This window comes from Vibrio sp. D54 (assembly GCF_021728075.1).
GTDB classification, from domain to species: Bacteria; Pseudomonadota; Gammaproteobacteria; order Enterobacterales; family Vibrionaceae; genus Vibrio; species Vibrio alginolyticus.
Genome location: NZ_JAKKCS010000006.1, coordinates 38,242 through 52,901, shown reverse-complemented (window position 1 = coordinate 52,901; position 14,660 = coordinate 38,242). Strand labels below are relative to the sequence as shown.

The following is a 14,660-nucleotide window of genomic DNA, read 5'->3' as shown; positions in this document are numbered from 1 at the left end:
GTAGCGTCTATGCTAGCTTCCTAGCACATCGTTACAACCTAACAAACCAGTTTGTGAAACTAAGAGTAAAACAATGAGTATATGGAAAAAGCCCGTAAGCATAGAGATTCTGAATGCCACGTCAAAAAATACCCTGATCGAGCACCTACAAATTAAATATACAGATTTCACTGACGACTCCCTTACAGCAACCATGCCCGTATGCAGCTTTACTCATCAACCTTTAGGAATGCTTCACGGTGGTGCATCAGTCGTGCTCGCAGAAACATTAGGCTCATTGGCTGCAAACTTCTCTGTCGATGAGGGCAGCTACTGCGTCGGTTTAGATATTAACGCGAACCATGTGCGAGCCATGCGAAGTGGTCATGTGATTGGTACGGCAAAACCGCTTCATCTGGGTATTTCAACGCAAGTGTGGCAAATCGATATCACTGATGAGCGAGGCCGTTTAGTGTGTACCAGTCGCTTGACCATCGCTGTGAAACAACACAAAACAAAGTCGGTATAAACTAAGATGGTGATTGAGTTTTCATTAGGAAAAATCATTGCAACCCAGCGTGAAATAGTGATTAAGCTCTCCGGCAGTGCAATGGTAACCTTGCAAGCACAAACCGATGCAATTCAGCTGCTGGGTAGAGGAGCGAACGTTGTTTTATCTCATGGTGCAGAGTGCAAATGGTCTATCAAGCTGGACAACGAGGAACAACTGGCTGAACTTTCGCGAGAAATTGGTATCGATATTCAATAATCTATAGTGTGATGTTTGCACTTTTTGGTAAAAATGAGGAAACTTAGCTTATCGACAACAAGATAAGAATTTCCTCTTTATGAGTAGCCCTCGTTTACGTGTTCAGTTCGAAACACTGTTTGAAAAATTTTCCGGTCACGATACGGACGTTCAGCTCGAAGACATCACCGAAGCGTTGTTTTGTACACGTCGTAATGCTCGTATTGTTCTAAATAAACTTGAAGAAGAGGGCTGGATTGAGTGGCATCCGGCAGCGGGTCGAGGAAAACTTTCGAAACTCGTTTTTAAACGTAATCGAAGCGATGTCAGCGAAAACCTCGCCAGGCGTTATCTCGATGAAGGGAAAATCGGTCAGGCTCTAGATGCGCTTGATAACGATGCGGCACGATTGACGCAGGTTATCCAAGGTTATTTAGGGCTTCAGCATCGACAGGGCGAGCAGGTCGTGCGTTTGCCTTATTATCGACCATTGTCGATGTTAAACCCGCAGAAACCGATGCGGCGTTCTGAACAGCACATCGCCAGACAAATTTTTAGCGGACTCACTCGCCTTGATGAAAATGAACAACTTCAACCAGATTTAGCCCACACGTGGGAAGCAATTTCTGATACTCATTGGCGTTTTTATCTTCGTCGTGGAGTACGCTTTCATAATGGTGAACCGTTAACAACCAGTTGTGTTCTTGAAAGTGTGCTTGCGTTAAATGGCTTGAACTTGTTTTCTCACATAAAGCGGGTGTCTTCACCACAAGAGTGGACCGTTGATATTGAGCTCGTCCGTCCTGATCGCTACCTGCCTCTGGCTCTGAGTGAGTCGCAAGCAAAAATTTTGCTACCGAGTGCTTTGCGTTCTGAAAGCTTCGATAGACAACCGATAGGGACAGGGCCGTTCCAAGTTAAAATGAATGATGATAAGCGTCTTATTTTGACTGCTTTTGATGGCTACTTTGGTTTTCGCCCTTTACTTGACCAAGTGGAGGTGTGGGTAATCGATGAAGCCTATTCCTCAATGGTTTATCCAAGCCTGTCAAAACCGAAGATGGATAAACAAGGTTCATCCGATGAAGTCGAGCTGGACCCTGGCTGTACATTCCTATTACTAAACAAAAACACTGGGATTGCAAAAGATCCTCGTTGGGCAGAGTTCCTCTCGCAAACCCTCAACAGTCACCAGATTTACGCGCATGTTCCACAAGATAAAGTGATGGAACTGGGAGTATTGCAAGCGTTTGGCCTTAAGCCCGGTTGGATTGATCTTAGGCCAGCAGAAGCGGGCAGCGTACCACAGGTTAATAAGGTAATTTCCGTAGCGTATCAGAAAAAGCATCCGATGTTTCCAGTAGTTGCCAAGGCCATCAAGACACTCTTAAAACCGCACGGTATAGAGGTTGAGTTTATTCGTTATGATTCTCAACCGCCCGCGCCTGAGGAAGTGGATATCTGGGTGAAAGCTATGGGCATTGCAACGAACCGAAATGACGCGTTGGCGGGCTGGCTCCTGGATTACAGTGATATTGAGAAGTTCAGTTCAGGTTACGATTTTAGTGAATGGGCTAAACTTGTCGATCAATGGCGTGCCGGCATGCACACAGACTTTCCTGCGCGTGAGCTAGGACGACAGTTAGTAAAAAGCTGTCAGGTGATTCCTATGTTTCACTGCTGGCTAGGCGTGAATAAAGACCACAGCGGTGCGTTACAAAATGCAAAGTGTAATGCCTTAGGTTGGTTTGATTTTAATAATGTATGGGTCAAACCGGATATAGAAAGTAACCATGGCGAAACCGAATAAGAAGCAGCCGACGAAAACCGTCGATATCTATTGCTCAAAGTGTAAAACTCAACTATTCAAGTACCGTAAAGGCGGAAAAGGCGCACTGGTCAAGTGCTTCAAAGAACGCATTGTTGACGATTTCACACAAACCCCATGCATCTGTCCCAGTTGCGGGCAAGAATTTGCAAGAGATACCCTAGTGAGAGGAACGCCTGCTTACAAAATGATTGGCAGCAAAGTGACGATGAAATAATAAAGGGCTAGAAAATGAGTATGAAACATGACTATTGCATGGTTTTAAGTACAACCAGTAATGAAAAAAATCGAGATCAGATCATTAAAGGTTTGCTAGATGCACAATTAGCCGCGTGTATTCAAACAATGCCTATTGAAAGCCACTACGTTTGGAAAGGGGAGGTTTGTACTGACAACGAATGGTTGCTCGTCATCAAAACTCGTCGAGAACTTTATGAATTGGTGGAAGAGAAAATAGAAAACCTGCACGAATACGAAGTCGCTCAAATCGTACAGGTTCCAATTGTTGATGGGTTTAACCCTTATTTAGAATGGTTGAGAGAATCGACGTTGAGCCGACATTAAGAATAACGATAACACTGCACCAACGGTATCGCACAACATATCTTTCTGGGCATCCCATATGTCACCTTGCGAGCCCAGAAAGGCAATTCCCTCATCGCCACCAGCCAATTCCGCATACCACCATTCGATAATCTCATAGCCAGCAGCAAGTGACATGATAGCAAACAAAGCAAACCAGCAAGAGAACGCTTTGTTGAACCGTTTTTTGTTTATCAAGTATTCAGCGATCGGATATGCGTAAAGGCCAATTGAAAAGTGCGCAACGCGGTCAAAATTATTTCGCTCTGAACCAATCATGTCGTTAAACCAGTCAAACGGCACTTCGGAGAACGTATATTTCGCACCGATAGTGTGCAAACAGAGCCAGATGAACATTAAAAAGTAAGCCGTATTACTGAACTGATAGCGAATCGAAATCGCCCAAATAGCAACAAGAATACCAATCGCCGGGATAATCTCCGCAAACCAAACTGCGCGTGAGTTAGGTTCCAACGCAGAAAATAAAAACACGATGGCATAAAAAATCGTTAATCCTAAGAGTGTTGAGGTGCTTTTCATAGAGTTACTTGATCCTTCAATTTATCTTACAGTGGGACTCCATAGACTGTGTTAATGATTGCACTTAATTGAACGGTGTGCAATTGATATTTTAGTGGGTTTTTTGATCACTGAAAATGTTGATTTATTGGCAAACTGCTCAACATTAAAACGTTTGCGCGTGCACTTTTCATTAAAGTTTGATTTACAACATGCCCATCCATAGAATCCATGATTCAGTCTAATAAAAAAGAAGTAAAGCCATGAAACTGGAAACTGTCGATTATCTTGCTGACGATGCTGCTCAACAGTTCGTTACCTCTCTACGCGAAACGGGGTTCGGTGTGTTGAAAAACCACCCGATTCCACAAGAGCTTGTAGAGTCAATTTACAAAAACTGGCATGAGTTTTTCTGTTCAGATCAAAAGAATGATTTTCACTTTAACGTAGACACCCAAGATGGCTACTTCCCACCTTCTGTGTCTGAAGTGGCGAAAGGGCACAAAGTGAAAGACATCAAAGAGTACTTTCATGTTTACCCTTGGGGGCAGATCCCAGAGCAGCTTAAAGCTGAAATCTTAGAGTACTACGAGCGTGCCAATGCATTTGCTCAAGAGCTATTAGGTTGGGTTGAAGCGTACGCACCTAAGGACGTTCAAGAGAAGTTCTCTATCGCGTTGTCAGAAATGATCAATAACAGTGACAAAACATTACTACGCGTGCTTCACTACCCACCGATGACAGGCGAAGAAGAGCCAGGCGCTATTCGTGCTGCTGCGCATGAAGACATTAACCTGTTAACGGTTTTGCCTGCTGCCAATGAGCCTGGACTGCAAGTAAAGAGTAAAGAGGGTGATTGGATCGATGTACCATGTGACTTCGGAAACTTAATCATCAACATTGGTGATATGCTTCAAGAAGCGTCAGGTGGTTATTTCCCTTCAACGACTCACCGTGTAATCAACCCTACGGGTGGCCGTCAAGAAAAGTCACGTATCTCATTACCGTTGTTCCTGCATCCAAAGCCGGAAGTGGTGTTATCTGAGCGCTACACTGCACATAGCTACCTTATGGAACGTTTACGTGAGCTAGGGGTTATTTAACCTTTACGTGATCTCCTTACAAAGGCCGATGGTGAATGACTATCGGCCTTTTTGCATTTATGCTACAAAATGGAAACTATGTTTTTTGTGCCGAGAATGGGGCCCTAAACTCGTGTCAGAGAGGATGAATGGAAGGACAACGTACTGTCAGTAGTATTGAGCCTCATGCAATAGAAAATCCGCTGCTTTGGCCAATGCTAGAAATTCTGAGAAAACAGCCCTTTAATTGGAAAGTGCACACCTTGGCAAGCTCGTTGGGTGAACAAGGTTATATTTCAAAGCTGGACGACTCTCCCGATAAGGATTTATTCAAAAGAAATTTCCTGATCATGAATGCATTATATCAACTGCAAGACACTCTGTATCCGGATAGTTGGCTTCAAGTCGAAGCCATGGATATTCAGCTCATGTCTTCGATGGAAGCTTTGAGGCATAAGATCGATATTCATGATCCTTTGCGTGAGTATTACTTAGATTGGCGCAATTACGAAGCGGACGAAGATGAAGTGCGTCGACTGTTGAATGAATTTTGGACAACTTATCAAAAGTTCATCGGTGGTTCGTCAGTAGCCAGCGTAGATAAGACAAAGGCACTGTCACTATTTGAACTTAACACTGACGCTACGCCTGCGGAAATTAGAAAACAATGGCGAAAACTCGCGCTTCGTTGGCATCCTGATCGAGAAAATGGCAATGCAGAAAGATTTAGAGTTCTTTGTGAAGCGTGGAATGTACTGAGAAACGAATGATTCGCTAAGAATAAAGATAAAGGAAGGCAGCTAACTATAACTGCCTTTTGATTGAACTGTCTCTGTCAGCGTATCAAAACTAGCATGATGACTTAAACTGAGATTTTCGCATGCGGTTGAGGGCAGCCATAACGTCTAGTGTGCGTGGTTTGGCTAAGTCGCCTTGCTTAGGAAGAGCGGCATGCCACTCACCAGACAGCATTTCTTCAATTTCCTTCGCTGGATGATTACACCAACCTGGAAGTTGAGCAATTTGGAACCATAACCAGCCAATTGTGTTGACTTCATCGGCTGACTCTATCTGTTCCAAAGCGCTAAGATCAGTAAACTCTTTACCAAATCGAAGTGACTCTTTGCCTTTCGCATTCACACGGAACTTGCCGTCAGTCAGAATATTCATCAACGCAACGCGGTTCAGTGCTCGAGGTGGGAAGGTCTGTAAACGTTCTTCTGACTCGTTATGGCGTTGAGTAGGGTGCTGAGCGATAACTTCTTTCGCTTTTTCAGTTACATCAACGGCTTGGTAGTCGTGCATTTGAATGACGGTATCGGCAACGTCTAAGTAGTCGCCCGACCCACCCATAACGATAATGGTAGAGATATCAAGATCATCTCGTAATTGACCAATGCGGTCGACGAGAGGAGTAATTGGCTCATCACCTTTTGCCACCAATGCCTGCATACGCTCATCTCTAATCATGAAGTTGGTAGCAGAAGTATCTTCATCAATCAATAATGTGCTTGCACCCGCTTCAATAGACTCTTGAAGCCAAGCGGCTTGCGACGTTGAGCCTGATGCGTCTTGAGTAGAAAAGTCCGCCGTATCTTTACCCATCGGTAAATGGTTGATGTAGTTCGACAGGTTCAAGTGGTGTACGCATCGGCCATCTTCGGCACGAATCTTCATAGCCTTGTTATCGGCAACAATGTATTCGCGACCATCTCCTGGAATATGATCGTAAATTGAACGCTCTATTGCATTTAATAAGGTAGATTTACCGTGGAAGCCGCCACCTACGATCAGTGTGATACCTTTTGGAATTCCTAATCCTGTGACATGACCCTTGTTTGGCGCATGTAAAGTGACTTGTAGAGATTCAGGGGCTTTAAACTCAACGGCTTCTTTCATAGGAAGGTCGCAATTACCTGCAATTCGAGGAAGAATACTGCCGTTTGCGACAAACGCGACTAAGTTATTGGCCTCCAACTGTTCTCGCAGGGCATCTTGGTCTTCAACAACTTGGCAGTGCTTAATTAAAGCGGCTTTGTCGAGTTCACGCTCTAAAGTTGCTCGACGGATAAACTTAGGCAGGTGGAAAGTCAGTATGTTGTTGGCTTTTTTCCCCAATACTGAACGACCTTCGGCTGGTAAGTTAACTCGAAAACGCAGTTCAATACCTTCTTCAGTAAACAACACCGCGGTGCTATCCAGTACAGTTTGGCCTGTCAGTGAAATTGATACTGAGTTTTCTTGTTTAGCAAACTGTTCAAAACTACGCGCAATAAAATCACGTGCACCTCTTTGAAATGCAGGAGACTCGTCTCTTAGCCACTCAAGACCAGTCAAAGACCATGCGCGAGTCGCACGAAAACGTGACGCCGATGCATAAGGGTCACCCTGTACATGATCGATAAACAAAGTGAAATCAGTGAAGTCGTATTGACCTTTGATTTGCTGATAAGCTCGGTAGTTCTGCTTTTCAATTTTCTTAAGCGTGGCAGTCAACTGATCCATGAAGATATTGGCCTTTTAATAGAAGCGGGCGGCGATTATAGAAACCACCGCCCTCATAGTAAAGAGAATGCTTAGGAAGAGTAGGCGTATTTCCCGCCAGAAAGGCGCTGATTAAACAAACTTTGCTCAAATTCATTACAAGGCATAGGTTTACCATAAAGAAAACCTTGTCCGATATCACAGCCCTCACCAATGAGAAACTGTTCTTGTTGGGGAGATTCAATGCCTTCGATCACGACTTGGAGTTCCAGTTTTTTCGCAATGTGTATGATAGAGCAAATTATCGCGCGGTCATCGTCCGACTTTTCCATTTGCTGGACGAAGCTTTTATCAATTTTGATGGCATCAAATGGATATTTCTTTAAATAGCTGAACGAGGCATATCCTGTACCAAAATCGTCAAGTGACAACGTCACGCCTAGTTTGTGCAGTTTATTTAATGTAGTGCGTGCTACGACCTCATCGGCAATTAAGGCGCTTTCGGTCACCTCGAGCTCGAGAAAGTGTGCTGGCAAATGAAAAGACTCGAGTAGGTGTTGCACTTGTTCTGCAAAATTTACGTTTTGTAATTGAATGGGAGAAACGTTGACGGCCATTTTGAAGTTATCGATTAACTCAGACCATTGTTTTGCTTTGTCTATCGCGGTTCGAAGAACAAAAGAGCCAACTTCAAAGATAAGCCCGTTTTGTTCAGCCATATGTATTAATGCTTCGTTGGATACGTCGCCAAGTATTGGATGCCTCCAGCGTAATAACGCTTCTGCGCCAATCCACTTGTGGGTTTGAGGGTGTACTTTGGGTTGAAAGTAGAGCATTAGGTCGTCGTTTCTTACCGCTTGCAATAAGTAGCTTTCCAGTTGATTGTGGTTGTTGAGTTCATTTGAATGGCTTTCACAGAAATAACTATACGCTTCGCCAGATTCTTTACACAAAAGCATGGCATAACATGCGTTCTGGAGTAGTTGTTTAGCATTGCTGGTTCGGTGAGCTTGTACAACACCAATGTAAGAGTTTAGGTGAACCTCTGTGTCTTTTACATAAAAACTTCCCATACCAATATCGGTAATATCATTCAGTAGCTGATGCAATTTTATATCGATGTCTGTGCCCCAAACGAGCAATACGAGATCATTGGAGCTAGGCCTCCCCGTAACAAAATGTCTGGACTCCCGCTTACCAAGACGATACCGAAACTCTTTCAATATTTCGTCGAAAGCTTCAAAGCCATAACGGGTTTGGATACTGCGTGCATTGCTAAAACCAATGTTTATTACGATTAATGATTGCTGACTGTGATCTAACGTTCTGAGTGTGTCACTGACTATATTTTCGAGTGCTGCTCGGTTTAGGAATCCAGTTCCTTGATCGTGTGTTTTTTGGTAGCTCACCTGCTTTTCAGCGGCTCTGCGACGATCAATCTCTTGCGTTAGGGAATAACTTAACTGCGCCAAATCTGTAGTGCGATTCTCAACTCTATTTTTGAGTTCGTTGTTAAGACGCTGAAGTTTGTGTTGCTGATGCACGATGGAAAGCTGCGCTTCGATTGAATCTTTAAAAGTCCCAAGCAATTGCCGGTAAGTGTCGCAGTATTCATTCTCCTTAAAATCAAGCATGCAAATAGTTCCAAACGTCTCTCCATTTGGCCAGAATAGCGGTAAGCCGCAATAAGAGATCATACCTAGTTTGATATCAGGGTTATTTTGCCACTCTTCATCTTCAAGCGCGTTTGGGACAATAAGTTCACTTTTGTGTTTTATGACATGCTCACAATACAAACCGTTGCCAAGCAACTCAGTATCGCCAGTACGATAAGGATTACCTATAGTTTCGCTGGATGTATTTACTTCTATGCGATCTGGATGGATACGCATAATTAATGTGGTGGGTACGTGCGTTATTTGAGCCAGTAAGTTGACGATTTCCTGCCAACTTCTTCGCATAGACTCAGGGATTTCGTAGTCTAATGTTTGCAATCTCCCCATATAGGTCATCCTTTACGTGGTTTCACTTCCTGTGAATTAAAAATGCAGACTGCTCTATTTTGTTCTCGCTTTTTAATTAAGTATAGGGTGGCTAGGGCTCGAAACAAAAAAAAGTCCTGAAAAGTGTTCAGGACTAGGAATAGTTGTCACATATCTCATCCTTGAAACAGATAACAAGCATCAAGGCTTAAGCGACATTAACGATTCAATAGAAATGTCTTGCGAATAGTCGACATATTCAAAGTTAAAGCCATTGATCTTCATAAACTCATCTTTAAAACCTTGGTAATCACCAATCTCTTTAAAGTTATCAGCATTCATTTGTTCTAAAAGAGCGTGGACTTCTTGTTGAACTTGCGGTTCAAGTTCCAAGTCATCTATTCGAATCAAGCGTTCACCGTCAACTGGCACTTTCTCTTGATCGTATAACTTCGTAGTAAACAGTCGCTGCATTTGTTCAATACAGCGTTCGTGAGTACCTTTTTCCTTCATCACTCGATAAAGCGCTAACAGGTAAGGACTTAGAGCAGGTATGAATACACTGGCTTTCGTCACCAACGCCTTACACACGGTTGCGTAAGCACCGCCGTCAAAGTTGGCGAGTTTGAGGTTTAATGAATGACTGGTTTGGTGTAAATCGATTTTCGCTCGACCTAACGTACCATCGAGATAAATTGGGTGCGTAATGTCAGGGCCCATGTAAGAAAAGGCGATGGTTTTGCAGCCGTTTGCGATAGAGTCGTTATTAATGAGTGTGTCAATCCAGCTTTCCCAGTCTTCGCCGCCCATTACTTTAATGGTGGCATTGGCTTCCTCTTCTGTTGCAGGCGTTAAGGTGGTTTCTGTCCACTTATCGTTCTCCAGCATGATAGAAGCGCCAGTGACAGGTTCACCAATAGGTTTAATGACACTGCGCCAAAACTCATCAGATTCAGGTTTAGGTCGAACACCGGTTGCCAAGCTATAGATGACTAAGTCAACTTCACCCTCAAAGTACGTTTCAATGGCTTCAATCACTTGATTGCGCACCGAACCAGAGAATGCATCACCAACAATATTTATTGCGGTACGCCCGGCTTGATTTGCTTCTTGCTTAAAAAAGACGTTGTTATACCAACCCGCACTCCCAACCCCTTTCTCTGAAGGGCCACGCTCAAATGAGACGCCAATGGTATCGGCGTTAGCGCCACCGAACGTTAAGGCGATTCGTGCCGCTAGGCCGAAACCAGAGGAGGCTCCAATAATCAAAACCCGTTTTGGGCCTTTTTTGATCTGTGGGGCGCGTTTTACGTATTCAATTTGCTCTTTAATAGATGCATGACACCCTTTGGGGTGCGCAGAGCGAGCAACAACACCTTGAATTAACGGTTCTATTCGCATGTTGTTATCTATCCTCGATGAGTGGAATTGAAAATAGATTAACGTAAAGTTACGTAAAACTTATTGAGCTAGACCATTAAAATTAGAGATGTTTAATTAATTCTTGAGCAACGAAATCAGCGATCCAAGGTTGTGCATCTGGTTTTGGGTGAAGGCCATCATCCATCATCCACTCTGGTTTGGTGACAACATGCTCTAAGAAGAATGGCATCAAGGCAACTTGTTGATGCTGTGCAAGCTTAGGGTAGATATCGTAAAACATATCGCTATAGCGCTTACCATAATTAGGTGGAACCCGAATTTGCATCATGACAACGTCCGCACCAGAATCTTTTATCATGGTAATCATTTTTGAAAGATTCGACGTAATAAGTTTAGGAGGGAAACCTCTCAGTCCATCGTTGGCACCTAACTCAATAAGTACCATGTCAGGGCTATGCTGAGTTAGCAACTGAGGTAACCGTGCTAAGCCATTGCCGGTTGTATCGCCAGAAATGCTGGCATTAATAACTGTTACATCTTGACCATGTTCTGACAACGCATCAGGGAGTAAGCTAGGCCAACTCTCTTCGATCGGCATCTGATAGCCTGCACTCAAGCTATCACCCAAGACAAGTAGCTTTTCGCTCGCATGTGCAGTAGCGGAAAAACAAAAAAATAGAACTAAGGAAAGTATACGAATCATGCAAACACCTGTACTTAATGCACCTATTGTTCAAGCCAATTTGGTTTCTAAACAAGTCTCTACTAATCAAGAACAATTAACAATCCTCAAAGACGTAAATGTTGACATCCGAAAAGGAGAAAAAATCGCCATCGTCGGAACTTCCGGTGCAGGTAAGTCAACATTGATGACGTTGCTAGCTGGTCTTGATACGCCGACATCAGGCGAAATTACTTTATTAGGTCATGAATTATCAAAACTGGACGATGAAGCACGTGCGAAAATTCGGGCTGACTCTTTAGGTTTCGTTTTCCAAAGTTTCCTGTTAATCCCGAGTTTGAGTGCATTACGTAATGTCACGCTTCCTTGTCTTTTACGTGGTGAAGCCGAAGATGAAGCAAGAGCAGCGGAATTGTTAGCTGCTGTTGGATTGGAAAAACGTGTCGACCATCTACCAAGCCAGTTATCTGGTGGTGAACAACAGCGAGTTGCGCTAGCGCGTGCATTTATGACACAGCCTGAACTGTTGTTCGCAGACGAGCCTACCGGCAATCTTGACCATCAAACCGCAGACAAAGTGATTGAGCTGCTATTCGATCTTAATGAACAGCACGGGACAACTCTGATTTTAGTAACACACGATGGTCATCTAGCAAGCCGATGTGACCGTATCTATCGTATGGAGGCGGGTGAGCTTAAGGAGGAGATATAATGTCTGCAGTATCATCAAGTGAAGCAACATCCACAGAGCAAAACAGTACAACACAGCACTCGTCGAATAAAAGTTTGATACGCTGGAGTTTCGGCGAAATAAGGCAGGGGAACCTTTGGCCTATTAGCGTTGCTCTTATTCTCGTGATTGCGAGTATCTTTGCGCTTTCTGCATTAGCAGAACGAATGGAGCAGGTGATCGTCAAGCAAGGGAAGGACGCATTAACGGCAGATGCGGTGTTTGTGTCTGCTAATCCCATTCCGGACACGTTGTTAGCCTCGACTGAAAGCCTTGAACGTTCGACGATGACACGCTTTGCCACTATGGCATTTAGCGATAATGGTATGCAGCTTATTTCTGTAAGGGCGGTGGATGATAATTACCCTTTAATGGGAGAGCTCGTTCTTGAAAATAATCCAGCCGGTCGCGTTAAAGAGAACCAACTCTGGCTTGATGAGCGGATTATGACTCAACTAAGCGTAAAGTCAGGTGACAGTGTCACGATAGGCGATGCCGAGTTTACTGTATCAGGCGCAGTATTGATGGAACCAGGCTTGAGCTTTAATCCATTTCAACAAATGCCTTCTGCATACATTCATCAAAGTGACGTAGATAAAACAGGAGCAATTCAAGTTGGGAGCCGAGTTCAATACCGTCTGTTTTTACAAGCCGATGATAAAACACTAAAGAGCTTACAAGGTGATACGCAGCTTTCTCCGAGCGATCGCTGGCGCACGCAAGATACTGCCAGTCGTACTAATGAGGTTTTTGAACGTACGACGCAGTATCTGTCTTTGACCGTAGCGATTGTCATCATTATGGCGGCGACAACATTGGTTCTTACTTGTCAAAATTACGTGAACAGCCGGACACAAACTATTGCGATGTTGAAAAGTCTTGGTGCGAGCCGCCGATGGATTGAAAAGTGGTTATTTATTCAAGTCACAATCCTTCTCATTAGTGCCAGTGTCGTCGGCCTACTGCTAGGGAGTGGGCTGGAGTATTTATTACGCATTCCACTCAAAGACTTATTACCCGATCCACTCCCTAGTTACGGCGTCACACCATTTTTGGTGGCATTTATCTCTGCAGTCTTGATTACTGTTCCCGCTCTCGGTATACCATTGTTAGGCTTGATTAAAACTCCCGCGTTAGAAGTGCTACAGCAGGGCAAAGCGCAACGTTCTTGGAAGCGAATGTTACTTGTTCTAGTTCCCGTTGTTCCATTGCTTTTACTGTATGCAGACAACACCTTAGTTTGGATCGTGCTCACTGGTATAGCGGTACTGTTTGTGGTACTCGCAGCAGTTAGCGTCATACTCACAAAACTGTTTGCACGTGTTTCAACCCATCCTGCAATGAAGCTTGCGTTGAGTCGTATCAACCGGACGCCAGTAACCAGCGGTCTACAGTTTGGTGCTTTGGCATTATCTTTGATGTTGCTGTCTATCATTTGGCTTGTGCGCAGCGATATTCTCGCGGATTGGGAGAGGACCTTACCTGCAGACGCACCAAATGTGTTCGCTTTAAACATTGGTGATTATGAGCTCGATAACTACCTAGAAACCCTAGATAAAAATGGAGTTACGCGGTCACAAGCTTATCCAATAATTCGTGGACGACTAACAGAGATCAACGGTCAAAATGTTAAAGAGGTTGAGTACGAAGGAGAAGGTTCTGACGCGATACGTCGAGAGCTAAACCTGACATGGGGAGATACCCTACCAGAATATAATGATGTGCTTTCGGGTGAATGGACAAACAAAGGGAGTGTATCTGTAGAAGCGGATGTAGCAAATGACTTAGGCATAAAACTCGGTGATACGCTGCGCTTTGTAATAAACAGTGAGAATTACGATGCAGTAGTGGATACCATCCGTTATGTCGAATGGCGTGACATGAAGCCTAACTTTTATTTTATTTTCTCATCTGACGTGATGGCTAATTTACCTGGTTCTTACCTCATCAGTTATAGGATTGAAGAAGGAAATGAAGCGTTGTTGACGTCAATGTCACGTGCTCACCCAACGGTCTCTGTTTTAGATATCCGAACTATGGGCGAGAAAATTCAGGCTCTGATTCAGCAAATCGTATCAGCAATCACCATCCTTGCTCTTTTAGGCGTTGTTGCTGGTCTGCTGCTCATCTTTACTCTACTGAGGTTAAGCTTGTCCCAACGTCAACAAGAGATTCGTTTGTATCGCACATTAGGTTCAAGTAAGAAACGGATCAACACAACCCTGTGGGCTGAGTACGGAATTATGGCGTTGATTGCTAGTGGTGTTGCGGTATTCGCTGCGGAAGTTTGTGTGGCCGCAGTCATGACATATGGGTTCGATCTCAATGCACAAATTCACCCCGAATTGTGGATAGCTTTACCGCTTGCAACATTTGTTACGTTGGCACTTGTAGTGATGAGTTTGTTGAAAAGATTGTTAACGCCAGTAAACACTTAATCGCAGCGAGTGTTATCAAATTTGGAACACTCCATGACACTTTTATTTTAGTTATCCACAAAAACAGTGGGACTCTCAGCCCATTAAATCAGTGGCTTACATGATAATGCTTGAATTTGTATACCACTGATATCATCAGCGTATGACAATTTTAATGAGTCTGTCAAATCTTCAAAGTTGGTTTACGTGTAGTTCTAGACATAAAAACCCCACCTTATCGGTG

The 14,660-nt window shown here is 43.8% G+C and carries 14 protein-coding genes; 9 read left to right on the top strand and 5 right to left on the bottom strand.

The features are described from left to right. Positions 1 to 73 precede the first annotated feature (73 nt). The 5 genes from L3V37_RS10345 (at position 74) to cutA (ending at position 3,119) form a co-directional block, all read left to right on the top strand. Positions 74 to 508, top strand: coding sequence for a hotdog fold thioesterase (locus L3V37_RS10345; RefSeq protein WP_005376340.1), 435 nt, complete (start codon positions 74 to 76; stop codon positions 506 to 508). A gap of 6 nt (positions 509 to 514) precedes the next feature. After that, entirely contained in the window at positions 515 to 748 is a 234-nt protein-coding gene (locus L3V37_RS10340) for a DUF3389 domain-containing protein (protein ID WP_005376338.1), read from the top strand. Positions 749 to 827: 79 nt separating this feature from the next. Beyond that, positions 828 to 2,537, top strand: coding sequence for an SgrR family transcriptional regulator (locus L3V37_RS10335; RefSeq protein ID WP_237306265.1), 1,710 nt, complete (start codon positions 828 to 830; stop codon positions 2,535 to 2,537). After that, positions 2,521 to 2,772 carry a hypothetical protein gene (locus L3V37_RS10330; protein ID WP_186585318.1) on the top strand — a complete coding sequence of 84 codons (252 nt, stop codon included), beginning with the start codon at positions 2,521 to 2,523 and terminating at the stop codon, positions 2,770 to 2,772. The genes L3V37_RS10335 and L3V37_RS10330 overlap by 17 nt, the downstream gene beginning before the upstream one ends. Before the next feature lie 14 nt (positions 2,773 to 2,786). After that, on the top strand, positions 2,787 to 3,119 hold the full coding sequence (gene cutA / locus L3V37_RS10325; RefSeq protein ID WP_017634166.1) for a divalent-cation tolerance protein CutA: 333 nt from the start codon (positions 2,787 to 2,789) through the stop codon (positions 3,117 to 3,119). Here cutA and L3V37_RS10320 read toward each other — a convergent pair. Next, the gene (locus L3V37_RS10320; protein WP_005376330.1) at positions 3,081 to 3,677 is read right to left on the bottom strand and encodes a DUF2238 domain-containing protein; all 597 of its coding nucleotides are present in this window, start codon (positions 3,675 to 3,677) and stop codon (positions 3,081 to 3,083) included. The genes cutA and L3V37_RS10320 overlap by 39 nt on opposite strands. A 242-nt stretch (positions 3,678 to 3,919) precedes the next feature. On the opposite strand from L3V37_RS10320, the gene L3V37_RS10315 reads away from it, so the two are divergent. Then, positions 3,920 to 4,759: an isopenicillin N synthase family oxygenase gene (locus L3V37_RS10315; RefSeq protein ID WP_005376329.1), complete on the top strand. Its 840-nt coding sequence runs from the start codon at positions 3,920 to 3,922 to the stop codon at positions 4,757 to 4,759. A 128-nt stretch (positions 4,760 to 4,887) separates the two neighbouring features. After that, positions 4,888 to 5,508, top strand: a complete 621-nt coding sequence (locus tag L3V37_RS10310) for a DNA-J related domain-containing protein (protein ID WP_237306264.1) — start codon at positions 4,888 to 4,890, stop codon at positions 5,506 to 5,508. Positions 5,509 to 5,587: 79 nt separating this feature from the next. Here L3V37_RS10310 and L3V37_RS10305 read toward each other — a convergent pair whose 3' ends face one another. The 4 genes from L3V37_RS10305 to tesA form a co-directional block, all read right to left on the bottom strand. Next, on the bottom strand, positions 5,588 to 7,243 hold the full coding sequence (locus L3V37_RS10305) for an ABC-ATPase domain-containing protein (RefSeq protein ID WP_033907080.1): 1,656 nt from the start codon (positions 7,241 to 7,243) through the stop codon (positions 5,588 to 5,590). Between the two features lie 71 nt (positions 7,244 to 7,314). Continuing rightward, positions 7,315 to 9,225, bottom strand: a complete 1,911-nt coding sequence (locus L3V37_RS10300; RefSeq protein ID WP_237306263.1) for an EAL domain-containing protein — start codon at positions 9,223 to 9,225, stop codon at positions 7,315 to 7,317. Between the two features lie 180 nt (positions 9,226 to 9,405). Next, the gene (gene fabV, locus L3V37_RS10295) at positions 9,406 to 10,605 is read right to left on the bottom strand and encodes an enoyl-ACP reductase FabV (protein ID WP_213867709.1); all 1,200 of its coding nucleotides are present in this window, start codon (positions 10,603 to 10,605) and stop codon (positions 9,406 to 9,408) included. An 82-nt stretch (positions 10,606 to 10,687) separates the two neighbouring features. Next, positions 10,688 to 11,290 carry a multifunctional acyl-CoA thioesterase I/protease I/lysophospholipase L1 gene (tesA, locus tag L3V37_RS10290; protein ID WP_005376324.1) on the bottom strand — a complete coding sequence of 201 codons (603 nt, stop codon included), beginning with the start codon at positions 11,288 to 11,290 and terminating at the stop codon, positions 10,688 to 10,690. Between tesA and L3V37_RS10285 the strand changes: the two genes are divergently transcribed. Further along, positions 11,289 to 11,981: an ABC transporter ATP-binding protein gene (locus tag L3V37_RS10285; protein ID WP_005376323.1), complete on the top strand. Its 693-nt coding sequence runs from the start codon at positions 11,289 to 11,291 to the stop codon at positions 11,979 to 11,981. The genes tesA and L3V37_RS10285 overlap by 2 nt on opposite strands. Then, the gene (locus L3V37_RS10280; RefSeq protein ID WP_237306262.1) at positions 11,981 to 14,437 is read left to right on the top strand and encodes an ABC transporter permease; all 2,457 of its coding nucleotides are present in this window, start codon (positions 11,981 to 11,983) and stop codon (positions 14,435 to 14,437) included. Before L3V37_RS10285 ends, L3V37_RS10280 begins: the two co-directional genes overlap by 1 nt. Positions 14,438 to 14,660 lie beyond the last annotated feature (223 nt).